General features: G+C 30.3%; 17 protein-coding genes and 1 other RNA gene. 8 read left to right on the top strand and 10 right to left on the bottom strand.

Annotated elements, in window-relative coordinates; genetic code table 11:
* Positions 1 to 68 precede the first annotated feature (68 nt).
* The 4 genes from CHB67_RS07825 to CHB67_RS07810 all read left to right on the top strand — a co-directional run bounded on the left by CHB67_RS07825 (position 69) and on the right by CHB67_RS07810 (position 4400).
* Positions 69 to 1046: a Stealth CR1 domain-containing protein gene (locus tag CHB67_RS07825; protein ID WP_089381209.1), complete on the top strand. Its 978-nt coding sequence runs from the start codon at positions 69 to 71 to the stop codon at positions 1044 to 1046.
* Positions 1047 to 1271: 225 nt separating this feature from the next.
* Positions 1272 to 2249 (top strand): Stealth CR1 domain-containing protein, encoded by a 978-nt coding sequence (locus CHB67_RS07820; protein WP_089381208.1) that lies wholly within the window; start codon positions 1272 to 1274, stop codon positions 2247 to 2249.
* A gap of 17 nt (positions 2250 to 2266) precedes the next feature.
* Entirely contained in the window at positions 2267 to 2827 is a 561-nt protein-coding gene (locus CHB67_RS07815) for an L-threonylcarbamoyladenylate synthase (protein ID WP_089381207.1), read from the top strand.
* A gap of 148 nt (positions 2828 to 2975) precedes the next feature.
* On the top strand, positions 2976 to 4400 hold the full coding sequence (locus tag CHB67_RS07810) for a CCA tRNA nucleotidyltransferase (protein ID WP_089381206.1): 1425 nt from the start codon (positions 2976 to 2978) through the stop codon (positions 4398 to 4400).
* Positions 4401 to 4668: 268 nt separating this feature from the next.
* On the opposite strand, the gene CHB67_RS07805 is transcribed toward CHB67_RS07810, so the two are convergent.
* The 4 genes from CHB67_RS07805 to CHB67_RS07790 form a co-directional block, all read right to left on the bottom strand.
* Positions 4669 to 6495: an ABC transporter ATP-binding protein gene (locus CHB67_RS07805; protein WP_089381205.1), complete on the bottom strand. Its 1827-nt coding sequence runs from the start codon at positions 6493 to 6495 to the stop codon at positions 4669 to 4671.
* The gene (locus CHB67_RS07800) at positions 6495 to 8207 is read right to left on the bottom strand and encodes a phospho-sugar mutase (RefSeq protein ID WP_089381204.1); all 1713 of its coding nucleotides are present in this window, start codon (positions 8205 to 8207) and stop codon (positions 6495 to 6497) included. Before CHB67_RS07800 ends, CHB67_RS07805 begins: the two co-directional genes overlap by 1 nt.
* A gap of 80 nt (positions 8208 to 8287) precedes the next feature.
* Positions 8288 to 9235 (bottom strand): glycosyltransferase family 2 protein, encoded by a 948-nt coding sequence (locus CHB67_RS07795; protein WP_089381203.1) that lies wholly within the window; start codon positions 9233 to 9235, stop codon positions 8288 to 8290.
* A gap of 15 nt (positions 9236 to 9250) precedes the next feature.
* Complete coding sequence (locus tag CHB67_RS07790) at positions 9251 to 9781, bottom strand: DUF4199 domain-containing protein (RefSeq protein ID WP_089381202.1); 531 nt, start codon at positions 9779 to 9781, stop codon at positions 9251 to 9253.
* Between the two features lie 183 nt (positions 9782 to 9964).
* Here CHB67_RS07790 and ffs point away from each other — a divergent pair.
* Both ffs and CHB67_RS07780 read left to right on the top strand, forming a co-directional pair.
* An RNA gene (gene ffs / locus CHB67_RS07785) (signal recognition particle sRNA small type) lies at positions 9965 to 10063 on the top strand.
* 80 nt (positions 10064 to 10143) lie between these two features.
* A complete protein-coding gene (locus CHB67_RS07780; RefSeq protein WP_089381201.1) occupies positions 10144 to 10947 on the top strand; it encodes an SDR family oxidoreductase in 804 nt (267 codons plus the stop codon).
* A gap of 27 nt (positions 10948 to 10974) precedes the next feature.
* On the opposite strand, the gene CHB67_RS07775 is transcribed toward CHB67_RS07780, so the two are convergent.
* Positions 10975 to 11160 carry a hypothetical protein gene (locus CHB67_RS07775; RefSeq protein ID WP_089381200.1) on the bottom strand — a complete coding sequence of 62 codons (186 nt, stop codon included), beginning with the start codon at positions 11158 to 11160 and terminating at the stop codon, positions 10975 to 10977.
* Positions 11161 to 11473: 313 nt separating this feature from the next.
* On the opposite strand from CHB67_RS07775, the gene fsa reads away from it, so the two are divergent.
* Positions 11474 to 12127 (top strand): fructose-6-phosphate aldolase, encoded by a 654-nt coding sequence (gene fsa / locus CHB67_RS07770; RefSeq protein ID WP_089381199.1) that lies wholly within the window; start codon positions 11474 to 11476, stop codon positions 12125 to 12127.
* 60 nt (positions 12128 to 12187) lie between these two features.
* Here the strand turns inward: fsa and CHB67_RS07765 are convergent, their stop codons facing one another.
* The 4 genes from CHB67_RS07765 to CHB67_RS07750 all read right to left on the bottom strand — a co-directional run bounded on the left by CHB67_RS07765 (position 12188) and on the right by CHB67_RS07750 (position 16589).
* Positions 12188 to 14449, bottom strand: a complete 2262-nt coding sequence (locus CHB67_RS07765; RefSeq protein WP_089381198.1) for a M1 family metallopeptidase — start codon at positions 14447 to 14449, stop codon at positions 12188 to 12190.
* A 67-nt stretch (positions 14450 to 14516) separates the two neighbouring features.
* Complete coding sequence (locus tag CHB67_RS07760) at positions 14517 to 15014, bottom strand: DUF6702 family protein (RefSeq protein ID WP_141119691.1); 498 nt, start codon at positions 15012 to 15014, stop codon at positions 14517 to 14519.
* 35 nt (positions 15015 to 15049) lie between these two features.
* Entirely contained in the window at positions 15050 to 15844 is a 795-nt protein-coding gene (locus tag CHB67_RS07755; RefSeq protein WP_089381196.1) for a hypothetical protein, read from the bottom strand.
* A complete protein-coding gene (locus CHB67_RS07750; protein WP_217900260.1) occupies positions 15810 to 16589 on the bottom strand; it encodes a carboxypeptidase-like regulatory domain-containing protein in 780 nt (259 codons plus the stop codon). The genes CHB67_RS07755 and CHB67_RS07750 overlap by 35 nt, the downstream gene beginning before the upstream one ends.
* A gap of 101 nt (positions 16590 to 16690) precedes the next feature.
* Between CHB67_RS07750 and pepE the strand changes: the two genes are divergently transcribed.
* Positions 16691 to 17404, top strand: coding sequence for a dipeptidase PepE (pepE, locus tag CHB67_RS07745; protein WP_089381194.1), 714 nt, complete (start codon positions 16691 to 16693; stop codon positions 17402 to 17404).
* Here pepE and CHB67_RS07740 read toward each other — a convergent pair.
* Positions 17390 to 18106: a DUF4369 domain-containing protein gene (locus CHB67_RS07740; RefSeq protein ID WP_089381193.1), complete on the bottom strand. Its 717-nt coding sequence runs from the start codon at positions 18104 to 18106 to the stop codon at positions 17390 to 17392. The genes pepE and CHB67_RS07740 overlap by 15 nt on opposite strands.
* Between the last annotated feature and the right edge of the window lie 3 nt (positions 18107 to 18109).

Genomic DNA, 18109 nt, shown 5'->3' with positions numbered 1-18109 from the left:
AAAAGAGTCGCTTGTATAAAGCGACTCTTTTTTTTTAGTTATTTTTGTAATAAATTTAAAAGAAGTGTATGAATGTTGATTATCCAATAGACGCTGTAATAACTTGGGTAGATGGGAATGATGTAAATTGGCAACAAAAAATCAATCCTTATCTAGAGAAAAAAATTGATTGGAAAGACAAAAAAGAAAGTATTAGATACAATTCTATTAATGAAATAATAATAGCAATTGAGTCTATAATAAAATTTGCACCTTTTGTTAGAAATATTTTTTTAGTTACAGATAATCAGGTACCTGAAGGATTAGATAGGCTAATGAAGTTAAGTTCAAAAATTGGTGTTAATTTAGAGGTTATTGACCATACTGTGATTTTTAGAGATTATGAAAATTATTTACCTTGTTTTAATTCAATTTCAATAATCTCTATGTTATTTAGGATACCTGGTTTGGCAGAACATTTTATTATTTTTAATGATGATACTTTTTTAATGAAAGTAGCATCGAAGAATGATTTTTTTAAAGGTGAATACCCCATTGTAAGAGGTGTTTGGGACAACTATTATGAAAATCAAAAATTACGAAATTTATATGTAAAATTTTCATCTTTTTTTGGAACTAAGAAAGATGTTGGTAAACCAGGATATAAGAAAGTACAACAAAAAAGCGCTAAACTATTAGGATTAAAAAAGTATATTAAAAGAGGTCATACACCTGTTTCAATAAGAAAGTCTACTATTGAGACCTTTTTTAAAGAGCATCCTCAAATTTTTGAAAATAATATCAAGCATAGGTTAAGAAATAAAAATCAATTTATGATATCATCTTTATCTAATCATTTAGAGGCTAAACAAAACACCTATCATTTAGATAATAATCTAAAACTTACATATTTTCAATCCTATAAATATTTGTATATAATTAAGATTAAATTAAAAAAATTTACTTTAGATAAAGATAAATTATTTATGTGCTTCCAAAATTTAGAAATAGCAGGAAATAATCAACTAAATTATATTATTAATTGGATTGAAGCTAAATTGAAATGATTAATTATTTTGAAGATGAAAAAGGAACTATTAAACTTGTGAAATAGCGTAGAGTTTTCAAAGAGAGTAAAAAACCAATGAATGACTTTTCTTTAAAAGCTTCGTTAAAAGTATAAAAGATACCTGTTAATAAATATATCAGATAAACAAAAAGAGTCACTAATATTGTGGCTCTTTTTGTTTTAGAATTATTATTTTTACTTAAAATTATAATTGAAAAAGTTTATGAATAAAGATTTTCCAATTGATATTGTTATACCTTGGGTTGATGGCAATGAACGTAAGCTTAAAGAGAAAATGAAACTTTATGTTGAGAATAAAGAATTATTTGAAAGCAAAAATTTCAGGACAAGATTTGATCAAGTTGAAGAAATTAAATTTTCGATAGATTCAATTTTAAAATTTGCACCTTATATTAGAACTATTTTTTTAGTGACAGACTCTCAAGTACCAAACTTTTTAATAGAAGGTATTCGAACTGAAAAATATTCAAAAGTTAAAATAATTGACCATAAAGTCATTTTTAAAGGGTATGAAAAATATTTGCCAACATTTAATTGTTTACCTATTGAAACAATGCTTACGAAAATACCAAATTTAGCTGAACATTTTATTTATTTTAATGATGATTTTTTTTTAATCAAAGAAACAAAACCCTCAGACTTTTTTGTAAATAGTACTCCTGTTTTAAGGGGTAAATGGAAGCAGTTTAATAATAAAGTGTGGTATAAAATAGTTTATAGTAAACTTTTAAATCTTCTAGGTGAAAAGCATAAAAATGAAATCTGGGGCTTTAAGAAAGGTCAGCAAATTATAGCACATAAATTAGGCTTTAAAAAGTATTTTAAATTTGATCATACACCTGCTCCAATACGTAAATCTACTTTAGAGAATTATTTTTCTAAGAATCCTGAAATGCGAGATTTAAATATTAAACATAGGTTTAGACATCCAGAACAATTTACATTTCAAGGTCTGGCAAATCATATTGAAATTAAAAACAAGACGTGTGTTATAAAATATAATTATCAGTTAGAATATTTTGGGTCTTATAAAAAACCATTTTTATGGTATAAATTTGTATTATGGTTAACAAATAAAAATAGCAGTAAATTATTTTTATGCCTACAAAGTTTAGATCAATGTTCACCAAATAAGTTAAACTATTTCAGAAAATGGTTTGCTAAAACATTTGAAAATTAAAATTTTTATCTAATAAATTGAAAAAAGAACTATCAAATAGCCTTAAAACACTTACTCAATCAAAAGTGTTATTATACCCAACAGATACCGTTTGGGGTATAGGTTGCGATGCTACTTCTGAAGAAGCTGTTGCTAAAGTGTATGAAATTAAACAACGTTCAGAAAGCAAGAGTTTAATTATTTTAGTTGATGGAATTGAAATGCTGCAACAATACATTCCTTCCATTTCACAAGGAATTTTAGAATTATTGTCTTCAGCAGTAAAACCAACAACCATTATTTATAACCATCCGGTTGGCTTGGCTAAAAATGTTGTTGCAAACGACAATACAGTTGCTATTAGAATTCCACAAAATGAATTTTGTAAACAATTAATTGCAGCTTTTGGAAAACCTATAGTTTCAACTTCAGCAAACATTAGTGGAAACGAAACTCCTAAAAGTTTTAAAGAAATCAACCAAGCTATTTTGGATAGCGTAGACTATGTTGTAGATTTGCATCGCGAAGCAATAAGCGATAAATCTTCTACTATTTTAAAAGTAGGCGAAAAGGGAGAAATAATTGTACTTCGGAAGTAAATTTAAATTTTTGTCATTCTGAACTTGTTTAGCTACGCTGAATCTTTGATTTCAGAATCTCATCACGTAAATTTCAAATTATCATGTGAACCTGAAACAAGTTCAGGTTGACGTTTTTAATGTTTAAAAAACTGAGTGATTAAAAAATATGTCAAATAATAAGATATATAAAGATGCATTATCGCATCCAATTTTCAATTATATTTCAAAAGCAGCTGATATTTTACAATTAGAAACCTATGTGATAGGTGGTTTTGTACGCGATTATTTTTTGAAAAGAGGTTCGCATAAAGATATAGATGTTGTTGCTATTGGGAGTGGAATAGAATTAGCTTTAGCTGTTGCAAATTTATTACCTAACAAACCAAAAGTACAGGTTTTTAAAACCTACGGTACAGCAATGTTGCGTTACAATGATATTGAAGTTGAATTTGTTGGAGCTCGTAAAGAATCATATACCCAAGATAGTAGAAACCCAGTAGTTGAAAATGGCACACTTCAAGATGATCAAGAACGACGAGATTTCACCATAAATGCCTTGGCTTTAAGTTTAAATAAAGCAAATTATGGAGCTTTATTAGATCCGTTTCATGGTATTGAAGATTTAGGAGCAAAGATTATTAAAACACCTTTAAATCCAGATATCACTTATTCTGATGATCCTTTAAGAATGATGCGTGCCATTCGTTTTGCAACGCAATTAAATTTTACTATTGAAGAGGAATCATTAAATGCAATAACTAGAAATTCCGAGCGTATTGATATTATTACACGAGAGCGTATTGTTACTGAACTCAATAAAATTATTGCATCACCAATACCTTCTGTTGGTTTTTTACTGTTACTTGAAACCAACTTATTACAACGAATTTTACCTGAGTTAACAGCTTTAAAAGGTGTTGATGAAATTGAAGGTCAAAAGCATAAAGATAATTTTTACCATACCTTAGAAGTGGTTGATAATATTTCGGAGCATACTAATGATTTATGGTTACGTTGGGCTGCTTTATTACACGATATTGGAAAAGCACCTACCAAAAAATTTGATAAAAATGTAGGTTGGACATTTCATGCACATGAATTTGTTGGTTCAAAAATGGTGTATAAGTTATTCAAAAGACTAAAAATGCCTTTGAACGAAAAAATGAAATTTGTTCAAAAAATGGTATTCTTAAGCTCAAGACCAATAGTATTGGCTTCCAATGTAACAGATTCAGCAGTAAGACGTTTAATTTTTGATACGGGTGAAGATATTGATAGTTTAATGACCTTGTGTGAAGCAGATATTACTACAAAAAACCCTGTAAAATTTAAAAGGTACCATGAAAACTTTAAAATTGTTCGCGACAAAATTAAAGAAGTGGAAGAGCGTGATCACGTCCGTAATTTTCAACCACCAATTTCTGGTGAGTTAATTATGAAAACTTTTAATTTAACACCTTGTCGTGAAATTGGTCAAATAAAAGATGCTATAAAAGACGCTATTTTAGACGGTAAAATTGCCAATGATTATGATGAAGCCTATGCTTTTATGCTTGAAAGAGCTGAGAAGTTGGGTTTAAAAAGAGCGTAATTATTAGATTTTAACTATTATGCGGAATTGCATACTCTCTGGGGTTCGTTTATAACGAGTGCCTACTTATAAATTGGAAGATGGTATTCCTGCAAAAAAGATTACAAATCTACGCAATATTTTTGTTTATAAATCAAGTATTTTAATTTGTTGAGACACTTCTGATAAAAAGTGGCGCAACTTTTAAAAAAAGGTCTACAACTAATTTAATAAGTTGTACACCTTTTTAAAATTGTTGTAGGACAATTCTAATTTATAGGTTTTGGAGCTAAAATGATTGCATAGTTACCAATTTGTAGTATTCACCTTTTTTTGCAAGTAATTCTTCGTGTTCACCTTGCTCAACAATTTTACCCTTTCTCATCACTACAATTAAATCTGCTTTTTGAATTGTTGACAATCGGTGTGCAATTACTAAAGAAGTTCGGTTCTTAGTCATTTCTTCTAACGCTTTTTGTACCAATTGCTCACTTTCGGTATCTAAAGCCGAAGTTGCCTCATCTAACACCATAATAGGCGGGTTTTTAAGAACCGCTCTCGCAATACTTAAACGTTGTTTTTGTCCACCAGATAGGGTGTTACCACTATCTCCAATATTGGTTTCAAATTGTAGCGGTAAATCTTTGATAAACTCGTAAGCATTTGCAATTTTAGAAGCCTCCATAACTTCATTATCGCTAGCTTGTTCTACACCTAAACAAATGTTATTTTTTATGGTATCGTTAAAAAGAATAGAGTCTTGGGTAACAATCCCCATTAAACCACGTAATGATTTTTGACTGATATCTTTAATATCTACACCATCAATTTTAACGGCTCCTTTATTTACATCGTAAAAACGCGTAATTAAATTAGCTAAGGTAGATTTCCCACTACCAGACTGACCAACAAGCGCCACCGTTTTTCCTTTTTCAATTGTTAAAGAAAAATCCTTTAACACATATTCATCCTTGTATTTGAAAGAGATGTTTTCAAAGGTAATATTGTTTGTAAACGTTTCTTTCGAAGGTGCGTTTGGTATGTCTATAATGGTGTTTTTTGTATTCAGTACGTTTAAAATACGTTCCGCAGAGGCGTTTCCTTTTTGAATATTATAAAAAGCAGTTGAAATTGCTTTTGCCGGATTTAATACCAAATAAAACAATCCAATATATCCAAAAAATTCTTGCGGTTTCATATCACTATTTTCACCTAACACCAATCTTCCACCAAACCATAAAATAGCAATTATGGTAGCTGAACCTAAAAATTCACTCATAGGTGAAGCCAATGTTTTACGGTGTAATACACTGGTCATTAAATTTCGAAACTTTTTGGTAGAATCAGTGAATTTTTGTTCAATTTTAGCTTCAGCATTAAAACCTTTGATAACACGTAAACCAGTTAAAGTTTCTTCAATAAAAGATAAAAAATTACCCGTTTCTTGCTGTGCTAATAACGAATTTGCTTTTAATTTTTTTCCGACAGAAGAAATAATAAAACCAGATACCGGTAATAAAATAAATACAAATAATGTCAATTTTGCACTAATGGCAAACATTGAAATTAATGTAAGAATAATGGTTAACGGCTCACGAACAACGGTTTCTAAGGAAGTTAAAAATGAAACTTCAACTTCTTGAACATCTGAAGTCATACGTGCAATTATGTCTCCTTTTTTCTTTTCAGAAAAGTAGGCGAGTGGTAAGTTTACTATTTTTTTATACAAGCTGTCTCTTATATCTTTTACTACACCATTTCTTAAAAACACCAATACAAAAGAGGCTAAATAGCGAAATAAATTTTTAAAGAAAAATAAACTGAATGATAGTATACAGATAAATAGTAACGCTTTATCTATTCCACCGCTTTCCATTAATTCGGTAACCTTAAAGTTTAAAGAACCTGATACATATTCATAAAGGCTTGAGATTCCGTTATAAACAGGTTTTACAGTTACTTTTTCTTCTTTTCCGAAGAGAATACCTAGCACTGGAATAAAACCTAATACAGAAAGTACATTAAATAATGCATACAAAATGTTGAATACAACATTTAAGTATGCATATTTAAGATAAGGTTTTGCGTATACTAAAATCTTTTTGAAATAGTTCATTAAGATAATTCCATTTCTTTAATGATGCGTTGTACTTTTGCATCTAACTCAGCTTCAACTTCTTTAGCTTTTTCAATACAACACAATTCACCTCTAACGCTAAAGTAAAACTTTATTTTAGGTTCAGTTCCACTTGGTCTTGCGGCTACTTTTGTACCTTCAAGCGTTTCATAAATTAAAACATTCGATTTTGGAATATCAATTGTTTCAACAGTATTTTTTAGTAAATCTGTTTTTGTTGAAGCCTCATAATCGTACACAAAATTTACTTTAGAACCGTCAATTTCAGTAACTGGATTTTCACGTAAATCAACCATCATTTGTGCAATTTGTTGTGCACCATCCATTCCTTTTTTTACTAAAGAAATTAAATGTTCTTTATAAAAATTATTGTCAACATAAATTTGCAACAATTCTTGATACATAGAGCTACCTTTTGCTTTAGCATCTGCAGCAATTTCGCAAGCTAAAACAGTTGCCGTAACAGCATCTTTATCACGCACAAAGTCGCCTACCATATAACCAAAACTTTCTTCACCACCACCAATAAAGTCTTGCGTTCCTTCAGCTTCACGCACCATTTTTGCAATCCATTTAAAACCAGTTAAACCAACTTTAGTTTCAACACCATAACTAGCAGCAATTTCATTTACTAAATTTGTAGATACAATGGTAGAACCAACAAATTGTTTTCCGTTTAATTTACCAGCTTCTTCCCATTTTTTAATAAGGAAGTTGGTCATTAAACACATGGTTTGATTTCCGTTTAACAATTTCATATTGCCTTCTAAATCCCTAACAGCAATACCCAATCTATCACAATCAGGATCTGTACCAATCACAATGTCAGCATTTATTTTTTCAGCTAAATCTGTAGCCATTTTTAATGCTGCAGGCTCTTCAGGATTTGGAGAAGCTACTGTTGGAAAATCTCCATTTGGTACACGTTGTTCTTCAACAATATGAACATCAGGATAACCTGCTTTTTCTAGGGCATCAGGAACGGAAACAATTGATGTTCCGTGTAATGAAGTGAAAACAATTTTTAAATTTTCTTTGCCTGCCGTGTTAAAAGCAACGTTTTTTACAGAAGCATTTACAAAAGCATCATCTACTTCTTTTCCAATAACTTCAATTAAATCTTCATTTGCATTGAAATTAATTTCAGAAAACTCTAAGCTATTAACTTCATCGATAATTTTATTATCGTGCGGAGGAACAATTTGTCCGCCATCACCCCAATATACTTTATACCCGTTGTATTCTGGAGGATTGTGAGAAGCTGTTAATACAATACCTGCATCACACCCTAAATGTTTAACTGCGAACGAAAGTTCAGGAGTAGGGCGTAAGTCTTCAAACAAGTATACTTTAATATTATTGGCTGAAAGTACATCAGCTACAACTTTTGCAAATAATTGACTATTATGACGACAGTCAAAAGCAATTACAACACTTAATTGTTTATTTGGTAAGGTTTGAATTAAATAATTAGCTAAGCCTTGTGTAGCTTTACCCAATGTATATTTATTAATTCGGTTTGTTCCTGCGCCCATAATTCCGCGCATTCCACCCGTTCCAAATTCCATATCTTTATAAAAACTATCAGCTAGTGTATTTTCATCGGTGTCAATTAACTGCTTAATTTCTTGTTGTGTATCAGCATCAAAAGTGTCTGATAACCATAGTTGTGCCTTCTCTAAAATAGTCATGTTTATATTGTTTTGATAATTACAAAAATAACATTATTAAGTATTAAAAAAATAATAAAAAATTTCTTTTCACTAAAACGTTATAAATTTATTTTTTTTGATATTGAATATCGTTTGGTATCTGATTTTGTTCTTAAAATTATTTCACCTAAAAAACCTGCTAAAAAGAATTGTGTTCCTATAAGCATGGTTACTAAAGCAATATAAAATATAGGTTTTTGCGTAATTAATTTTCCTGTAGGATTTAAAAATAGTTTGTCGATTCCTAAATAAAAAGAGAATAAAAATCCTAACAAAAACATGATGGTGCCTAACAAGCCAAATAAATGCATTGGTCGTTTTCCAAATTTTGATAAAAACCAAATAGTAATAAGGTCTAAAAATCCATTGATAAAACGATCAATACCAAATTTTGTAACGCCATATTTACGGGCTTGGTGGGTTACTACTTTTTCATCAATTTTGGTGAAGCCTGCATTTTTGGCAAGTACAGGAATGTACCTGTGCATTTCACCGCGCACATCTACATTTTTTACAACTGCTTTTTTATAAGCTTTTAAACCACAATTAAAGTCGTGCAATTTTAAACCCGACGTTTTTCGTGCTGCAGCATTAAATAATTTTGAAGGAATGTTTTTTCTAATTTTTGAATCGTAGCGTTTCTTTTTCCATCCTGAAATTAAATCGAAACCTTCGTTTGCAATTAAGTTGTATAATTCAGGAATTTCATCGGGGCTATCTTGTAAATCGGCGTCCATAGTTATAACAACGTCGCCTTTTACTTCTTTAAACCCAGCATTTAATGCTTGTGATTTTCCGTAATTTTGAAGAAACCGAATCCCTTTTACGTTTGGGTCTTTTTTAGATAAACGTTGAATTACTTCCCAAGAGTTGTCTGTGCTACCATCATCAATAAAAAGTATTTCATAAGAATAACGATTGGATTGCATAACTTTTGCAATCCAATCGTATAATTCGTTTAAAGACTCGTCTTCATTAAGTAGTGGAATAACTACTGATATATTCATGTATGTTGTACTTTTTTATTCGTTGTCTTCTTCTGTTCTTTTCATTATTAAACCTGCAATTAGTGAAATTACAAAACCAAATAATAAGCTCATAATCATAACAATTGCTGATATCATTCCAAATCCTGACATTTTTTGAGCCATTTCTAAAGAGGCTTCCATTTGTTCATCAGACCAGTTTGGATAAGCTTCTAGCATTGCAGCTTCTTGAACTTTACCTAAATTTGCAAAATAATCAGGTTCAATATAGTTTACAAATACAAAAAAGTAAATGATATAAATAACACCTGATACCAGCGCAATACCTAATCCTGTTTTTAAGGCTTCGCCTAAACTTAAAAGGTTGCCGTTACTTTCTTTTAATTTTTTAAGTCCTAAAACAATTAAAGCAATAGTTGCAGCACCACTAACAACTTGCATGCTCCAATGTGGTTCGTAAACATCACCAAAGGCAAAATTTGCAACGCCTAATAATATTGAAACGAATCCTAAAATTAAACCGTAGTTTAACATAATACTTGTTGAAGATGATTTTTGGTTTTCCATAATTTTTGATAAGTTGATTTTTGTTTAACAAATATACTAAATAGAGTTTTAGTACAATAAGATAATTTAAAGATTAATAATTGATTTTACACTAAATCATTAGTTAGCAGAAGTTTAAAAATGTTACATAAAAATATGAAAAAAATGATTGTTTATACTAAAAAATGATTGTAAATTTGCAACTGGCAAGTCCTACACAACTAGCTCCCTTTGAATCCTCCAGGGCGGGAACGCAGCAAAGGTATTAGGTTGTAGCAGTGTGATGTAGGTAGCTTGCCTTTTTTTATGCTCTTTTTTTAAGAAATCTACTTCACTTCCAATTAACTTTTTACCTTTACATCTTTTAAATTTAGAATCAATTTATGTCAAAAGTTGTTTTAATTACAGGTGGTTCATCTGGAATTGGTAAATCAGTAGGGGAATTTTTAACTCAAAAAGGTTGTATTGTTTACGGTACAAGCCGAAATCCACAAAAAATACAACAGCATCCTTTCAAATTAGTAGCATTAGATGTGAATGATATTGAAAGTATTAACCAAGCTGTTGCTGAGGTTATTACTGCTGAAGGTAAGTTAGATGTATTGGTAAATAATGCAGGAATGGGTATAACTGGACCTATTGAAGAAACACCAACCAATGAAATGCGCAAAGTTTTTGACACCAATTTATTTGGAGCCATTGATGTTATGAAGGCAGTTTTACCACAAATGCGAAAACAACAAAGCGGTTTAATTATAAATGTTACTTCAATTGCAGGTTATATGGGCTTGCCTTTTAGAGGTATTTATTCAGCAACAAAAGGTGCCTTGGAAATTGTAACCGAAGCTATAAGAATGGAAGTGAAAAACTTTGGAGTCGAAGTTACCAACGTTGCTCCTGGTGATTTTGCTACAAATATAGCTTCAGGTAGATATCACACGCCGGTTTTTGAAAATTCACCCTATAAAAAAGTGTATCAAGAAAATTTAGATTTAATGGATGCACACGTAGATAGTGGAGGAGATCCTATTGAAATGGCAAAAGCTATTTATAAGGTAATGCATACTTCAAAACCTAAAATTCATTATAAAGTTGGCGATTTTATGCAGAAATTTTCTATTGTGTTAAAGAAAATCCTACCAGATAAAATGTACGAAAAGTTATTAATGAATCATTATAAATTATAGTTTGTTGATTCTTTTTTAATCAAAAAGTTAATCGTCTATACTATTGTTAATGTTTCTTTGGTGTTGAAAACGCCAAAAATCTTGATATGCATACATTAAGTCAACCGACATATCCATCCATTTTACTTTACGGGTTTTAATGGCATCTCTTAATTTTTGATATTTCTTTTTTGATAACGGTAATTTCATTTTTTTTAAATCTAGTTTTTTCATTGGAATCGTATTAAAAGTTTATAATTTAACAAAGTAAAACCTACAATGTAAATGATTTAGAAGGGGGAAAGCGATAATACTACTGTAGAGTTTTGATTTGAAAGCTGATTTGGAGTTTACTGTTAATCAGTCTCTTAAATTTTTAATATAACAAATTTAGTTGAATATTGCAACTTTTTAATTAACTAAACAATATATGTTTGTTTGCATTTTAAAATGAACTTCTTAGTAAGTTGGTTTTATGAACTATAAATTGTTCTTATTTAAGTACTTTTGCTAAAAATTATTTTATACTAAAATTAAAACACAACGAATGAAATTTTTTATTGATACTGCAAACTTAGATCAAATTAAAGAAGCACAAGCTTTAGGTATTTTAGATGGTGTAACTACAAACCCGTCTTTAATGGCTAAAGAAGGAATTACAGGTGCTGAAAACATTTTAAAGCATTATGTAGATATTTGTAATATTGTTGAAGGTGATGTTTCTGCGGAAGTAATTGCAACTGATTTTGAAGGAATGGTGAAGCAAGGTGAAGAGTTGGCAGCATTGCACCCTCAAATTGTAGTGAAATTACCTATGATTGCTGATGGTGTAAAAGCGTGTAAATATTTTTCTGATAAAGGAATTAGAACAAATGTAACTTTAGTGTTTTCTGCAGGTCAAGCTTTATTAGCAGCCAAAGCAGGAGCAACCTATGTATCTCCGTTTTTAGGTAGATTGGATGATATTTCAACTGATGGATTGCATTTAATTTCTGAAATCAGACACATTTATGATAATTACGGATTTGAAACTGAAATATTAGCAGCATCTATTCGTCATACAATGCACGTTATAGATTGTGCAAAAATTGGCGCAGATGTTATGACAGGACCTTTATCTTCAATTACAGGATTGTTAAGACATCCTTTAACAGATAGTGGTTTAGCACAGTTTTTAGCTGATTACCAAAAAGGGAATTAATTAATAAAATTAATATCAAAAGAGGTAGCTAAAAAGAAATTTTTAGGCGACCTCTTTTTTTTATCCTTTTATTTGATTTCTTTTGAAGGAATTAAATTCAGTTTCTGTTGTTTTTGGCCAACTATTGTTGCTGGTGTCAACATCGGCTGTTTGTTCATCTGGATCTACGGTAATTTTAACAATTGCTTTAGTTGAAGGAATTAATTTAGTAACTTCAGCATCGCTTTTTCTCCAAACTTGTGCTGGGTATTGTTTGCGATCTTTTGTGCCATCTTCATATTCAAATTCAACAATAAGAGGCATTACCAACTCTCCTGGTTTTTCAAAAACGACTTCATAAAAGTATTTTGGTGCTTTTAATTTTGTTTTTTCTTCAGTAGAAAAATTTTGTTTGATGTATTCGTTTAAAACCGTATAATCTTCAGGTTTATTAGTTTTTAGTTCTTCGGTAAAGTCATTGCTATCTTGAGCAACTAAATACAATGAAGGAGGCAATCTGTCAATTGTTGTTCCATAACGTTTTGCAATACTTTTGGCTTGTTCCGTTGGTGTATCGGTAACATAATATTTTTTAACTTCTTTAATACCAATATCATTGGTTCCTGTTGTATAAAACCAACCTCTCCAAAACCAGTCTAAATCCATAGCAGAGGCATCTTCCATAGTTCTAAAGAAATCAGCTGGAGTAGGGTGTTTAAAAGCCCAACGCTTTGCATATGTTTTAAAAGCGTGGTCAAATAATTCAGGTCCCATAATGGTTTGTCTTAATATAAATAAACCAGCAGCTGGTTTTGCGTAGGCGTTTGCACCAAAATTATATACATTATCTCCTTGTGACATAATTGGAGCTATTCTGCTTTGGTCTCCTTTCATATAACGTGTAATATCTTTTGGTTGTTTTCCCATAGGAAACATTTCAGAATCATATTCATATTCTGCTAAAATTTCAACAAAAGAATCTAAACCTTCATCCATCCAAGTCCATTGGCGCTCATCAGAATTTACAATCATAGGAAAAAAGTTATGACCAACTTCGTGAACAATTACGCCAATCATTCCTTTTTTAGTACGTTCGCTAAAATTACCATTACGATCGGCTCTTCCAAAGTTAAAACAAATCATAGGGTACTCCATACCCATTTGTACGTTTACAGAAGTAGCGTGTGGGTAAGGATAATCAAAAGTATGTTTAGAATAAACTTCTAAAGTTTTAGCAACTACTCTTGTAGAATGCTCTTCCCATAATTTACCACCTTCTTTTGGGTACAATGAATAAGCCATTGCTGTTTTATTTTCTAATTTAACAGCCATTGCGTCCCACATATAACTGCGTGAAGTTGCAAATGCAAAATCACGTACATTTTCGGCATACAATTTCCAAGTTTTTGTTTTGTTGCTTTTTTCTTTTGAAGCTTCCAATGCTTCTTCAGGAGTTACAATAAACATTGGTTTGTCAAAGGAAGTTTGAGCTGATTGATATGCTTTGTATTGTGTTTTTGTTAGCACATCTTTTGGGTTTTGAAGAACTCCAGTACCATTTAAAACAAAATCACTTGGTGTTGTAATATTTACGTTAAAATCTCCAAACTCTAGGGCAAATTCACTTGAACCCCAAAATTGCATATGTTGCCAACCTTCAACATTGTTGTAAACTGCTAAACGTGGATAAAACTGTGCAATAGCATAAGCGGCATTTCCATCTTCAAAAAATTCAAATCCAGATCGACCTCTATCTGTCATATAGTTATTAATATTGTACCACCACTTTATATTAAAAACAAAAGTTTGTCCGGCTGCAATTGGCGCTGATAAATTAATTCGCATCATAGTGCTATTAATCATATAGTCAATTGGGTTTTCATTTGCATCCTTAATATGGTCAATATTAAAACCACCTTGAAAAGTTTTTCCCATAAAACTATTCGCAAATTTTTCAGGAGAATACAATGCACTTGGACCCTTTCCATTAATAAGTGGGGTTTTTGAATTAGGAGCACGCATATTTTGATCTAACTGTACCCACAAATAATCTAAGTTATCTGTAGAATTGTTGTGATATGTAATAGTTTCTTCTCCATAAATCCGTTGATGTTCATCATCTAAAATAATGTTCATGTCGTAATCAACTTGTTGTTGTGTGTATTGATATCCAGGAGCGCCAGAAGCTGTATGTTGCGTGTTAGGAGTAGGTAATTCCTCGTTTAACTGCTTAAATTTACTGGTATTGTAATGTGCAGCTTGTTTTTCTTTTGTTGAAGCTTCTTGAGCAAAAAATGGGGTTGTAAATAGCGCAGAAAGCACTATTAATAGCGTTTTTTTCATTTCGGGTTGTTAAAATTAAAAATAAGGATCTAAAATAATTATTTTTAACAAAATTTAGAAGTTATGTCTAAATTTTTAACAAACAATTAGCGTTTTTTTTATCTAAATAAAATGTTTTGTGAAGTTTGTTTACTTTTATTTTAATAATGTTTTGTTGATCTTCAAACTCTTTAGTAAGGCAGTTGTTGAAAATTTTAATAGACCGTAGTTGTTCAACACCTTGTATTTCAAGATAAAATCGAACAATATCATCATCATATTCTTTGCCAATATAATGGTAAGTACTTAATTTATTGTTAACAATTACCTTAAAATGACTGTTTAAATACGATTCATAATAAGCATCAGTATCTTTAGCTTCATTTTCTGTGCCTAAATTTAATTTTAGTTGATGTTCTTTATTTAAAACAACTTCAAGATCATCAATAAAAATACCCAATATAATTTGAATTGATTGTTGTTCTTCCACATATTCAATTTCGCACAAACTTAAATAGTACTTATGAAGCGTGAATGCAAATAAAGGCACTAAAATTACAACAGATAGGTATTTAAGAAGCTTCATGGGGTAACTTTAATGAACGAAGCATAAGTTTAAAGCTATTTTTTTAGTTTTAGATATTCATTACTTTCTAAAACAAGAAAATTTTTCACAATAAATTCATTACTTTCATAAAGTTCACCTAATCCGTTTTCCTGGCAGAAATCTAAAAAAAGATTTATTTCATCAGCAGGAATATATAGCCATTCTGTAAAAAAATCCTCGCCATATTCGGCTTTTATTTTAGTAGGAAATTCATTTTGTAGGTGTGTAATATGGTTTTTCTCGTCGTTTTCACTTCGTTTTTTAGCTCTTGCTTTTTTGGTTATAGCATTATAAATACTTGTTAAACTTACTCCGTTTGTCAATTGTGTATTGTAATCAAATGTTTGTTGTACATTAGGAGCTGAATTAACAGAAATTTCATCAGCATCTAAAACAGCTCTTTGATCAACTGCTACGTTGTTAAACTCTAACCTAACTTTTCTTAAAATTTCAACCTCATCTAATTCATTAAAACCAGGCTCAAGATAAACAGTCATTAAATGATCTTGAATATGGTGATCTGTAACTACAATAATTCGGTTTTGATAAGAGATAGATGAAAATAAAATAGAATCTCCTTCTACTGCCGGAATAATGAAAATTCCATGAGAATTACTTGAAGTACCTAAATTACTTCTTAAATTTATAATATTAATATCTTGTAAATAAGAGTCTTCATACTTTACTTTACCTTGTAGCACTTCAGCTTCTTCTTGTGCCACTAAAGAAGTAGTTGTTCCAATGCTAAAAAGTAATAGAACTAAAAGTGCTGTTTTAACGTTTAATGTTATTATATGTTTTGCTTTCATCTTTTAATATTTGGATAACTTCTAATATGTTGTTGTTATAATATTTTTCGAAAATTTCAAAATATTCACAATATGTTAAGAAATTATTTATTTGTGTTTCTTTTATTTTTAAATCGTTTGTAAAATACTCAATTCCAAATTCATTTTTTAACTTTTCAGGAAATTTTTTTCGTAAAGCGAATTCTCTTTTTTGTTTTAAGAGTGCTTGGTAGCGTTTATCAGGTAAACCTGCACCACCACTTAAAGGGCCTAGTGGATCTGTTATAGATTGTGCGTCAGGACGTTTGGATTTTTCGTAGCTGTCTGGTGGTAGTGTTTTGTATAAATCTTTTTTATGATATACATATCCAATTTTAGGGGTGTTGTCTTTGGGTTTATTGGCCATATCAGCCTTTAAATTCCCTGTCAAGTGTCTTAAAAATACTTCATCTAACTCATTTACAACTGGTGTTAGCCCAATTACTAACTCTTTTGTGTCAATATTTATAGCTGTTACAACTACTGTAGTTTTTTTATATTGAAGAGATGATACGTATAAAGTATCTTTAAATGAAGCATTTATCTGAAATTTACCAAGATTATTTGTTACTGCGCCTATTCGTTTGGTAATATTATATACATGTACATTTTCAATTGCTTTAGAATTGCTTGTAATTGTACCAGTTAATGACACCATTTTTTCTTGAGCATAAGATGTAAATAGTAAAAAAAATAAAAGAATACAATAAGTTAGTTTGAGTTTCACATATACAAATTAAGAAATTGAAATCTTAAAAATCTATTAATGCTATTGTAAACTTTTGTTAAAGCATCTAAAAGAGTACCTTTGATGAAACTTCAATATTTATGAAAAAATTACTGATTGCGAGTACTTCAACAGTTCATGGAAAGGACTATTTAGAATACATATTACCAGAACTATCTGAATTTTTTAAAGGCATTCACGAAATTTTATTTATTCCTTATGCACGCCCAGGTGGAATTACTTACGACGAATATACAGCAATTGCTCAAAAAGGGTTTGATAAAATAAATCTTAAAGTAAGAGGAATTCACGAGTTTAAAAATCATTTTGGAGCTGTAAATAGTGCCAAGGGAATTTTTACAGGTGGTGGAAATACATTTTTATTGCTGAAGAAATTGTATGAGATGAAATTAATTTCATCAATTAAAAATGTTGTTGAGAACGGGACTCCTTATTTTGGAACAAGTGCCGGAAGCAATATTACGGGTTTAACCATTCAAAACACCAACGATATGCCAATTGTGTATCCTCCAAGTTTTGATGCTTTTGGGTTTATCAATTTTAATTTGAACCCACATTATTTAGATCCAGACCCAACGTCAACACATATGGGTGAAACTAGAGAAACGCGTATCAACGAATTTCATACCTTAAATAAAATACCAGTATTGGGTTTAAGAGAGGGGAGTTGGTTAAATGTGAAAGGAGATAAAGTGTTGCTAAAAGGTGAATTAAATGCCAGATTGTTTCAAAAAACAAAATCTCCTTCAGAATTACCTCCAGAAACAGATTTAAGTTATTTAATGAAGCTTTAGACTTTCAGCAACGATAGTTGCATCAGGAGCGTTTTTAACTTTTAGCGAAAGGGTGTGATAAGCGTTTATAATTTTAAGTGTATCAACAGTTGAAGCTTTTAGTTGATCGCGTAAAATCATACCAGAAACATAAGAACTTTGGTTGTTTTGAATAAATTGAAAACTAAAATCGCTGAATTCTTTTTCAATAAGTTGCATCTTTTTTCCAATTTCAGCAAGTTCATCAGCATCATTCTCTAAGCGTGCTTTTTGAAATTGAGGAAATAAATAATCTATTTTTTTGAAGATGTTTTTAGAATGTGTTTTATACGCATTCAACTTATAATTTAATGGAGAATTTATAAGTGTAGGTTCTTGTAATTGAGTTGGTTTTAATTCTATTTGAAAATTGGTGTTTTCAAGTATAAAAATAACTGGTGTAGCGTAATTGTTAAACGTCAAAGCAAAGCGTTCTGGGTATTCAACTACTCCTTCAAAAATAAATTGATTATTAATAATAGTTGATGAATCTACCGGATAAAGTGTGTTTTCAAGTATTTTGTTCAAATACACTTTATCTGATATATTCGTATGTAAAGTGCCGTTTAAAACAAACTTGTTTATAACGGTTGGATTATCTTCTTTTATTGACTTTTTTTTAGGAGTAGTGCAACTGAAAAAAATAAAGAGGAAGCTACAGAAAACTAAAATTATTTTTTTCATAAT

Source organism: Lutibacter agarilyticus (assembly GCF_900188235.1).
Lineage (GTDB): Bacteria > Bacteroidota > Bacteroidia > Flavobacteriales > Flavobacteriaceae > Lutibacter > Lutibacter agarilyticus.
The sequence above is the reverse complement of the archived record's forward strand: the minus strand, read 5'-3'. Positions and strand labels throughout refer to the sequence as shown.

What these genes read in the sequence shown, in the direction of transcription:
- CHB67_RS07825 (WP_089381209.1), top strand. Translation starts at nt 69, where the DNA reads ATGAATGTTGATTATCCAATAGACGCTGTAATAACTTGGGTAGATGGG.
- CHB67_RS07820 (WP_089381208.1), top strand. Translation starts at nt 1,272, where the DNA reads ATGAATAAAGATTTTCCAATTGATATTGTTATACCTTGGGTTGATGGC.
- CHB67_RS07810 (WP_089381206.1), top strand. Translation starts at nt 2,976, where the DNA reads ATGTCAAATAATAAGATATATAAAGATGCATTATCGCATCCAATTTTC.
- CHB67_RS07805 (WP_089381205.1), bottom strand. Translation starts at nt 6,495, where the DNA reads ATGAACTATTTCAAAAAGATTTTAGTATACGCAAAACCTTATCTTAAA.
- CHB67_RS07800 (WP_089381204.1), bottom strand. Translation starts at nt 8,207, where the DNA reads ATGACTATTTTAGAGAAGGCACAACTATGGTTATCAGACACTTTTGAT.
- CHB67_RS07795 (WP_089381203.1), bottom strand. Translation starts at nt 9,235, where the DNA reads ATGAATATATCAGTAGTTATTCCACTACTTAATGAAGACGAGTCTTTA.
- CHB67_RS07790 (WP_089381202.1), bottom strand. Translation starts at nt 9,781, where the DNA reads ATGGAAAACCAAAAATCATCTTCAACAAGTATTATGTTAAACTACGGT.
- CHB67_RS07780 (WP_089381201.1), top strand. Translation starts at nt 10,144, where the DNA reads ATGTCAAAAGTTGTTTTAATTACAGGTGGTTCATCTGGAATTGGTAAA.
- CHB67_RS07775 (WP_089381200.1), bottom strand. Translation starts at nt 11,160, where the DNA reads ATGAAAAAACTAGATTTAAAAAAAATGAAATTACCGTTATCAAAAAAG.
- fsa (WP_089381199.1), top strand. Translation starts at nt 11,474, where the DNA reads ATGAAATTTTTTATTGATACTGCAAACTTAGATCAAATTAAAGAAGCA.
- CHB67_RS07765 (WP_089381198.1), bottom strand. Translation starts at nt 14,449, where the DNA reads ATGAAAAAAACGCTATTAATAGTGCTTTCTGCGCTATTTACAACCCCA.
- CHB67_RS07760 (WP_141119691.1), bottom strand. Translation starts at nt 15,014, where the DNA reads ATGAAGCTTCTTAAATACCTATCTGTTGTAATTTTAGTGCCTTTATTT.
- CHB67_RS07755 (WP_089381196.1), bottom strand. Translation starts at nt 15,844, where the DNA reads ATGAAAGCAAAACATATAATAACATTAAACGTTAAAACAGCACTTTTA.
- pepE (WP_089381194.1), top strand. Translation starts at nt 16,691, where the DNA reads ATGAAAAAATTACTGATTGCGAGTACTTCAACAGTTCATGGAAAGGAC.
- CHB67_RS07740 (WP_089381193.1), bottom strand. Translation starts at nt 18,106, where the DNA reads ATGAAAAAAATAATTTTAGTTTTCTGTAGCTTCCTCTTTATTTTTTTC.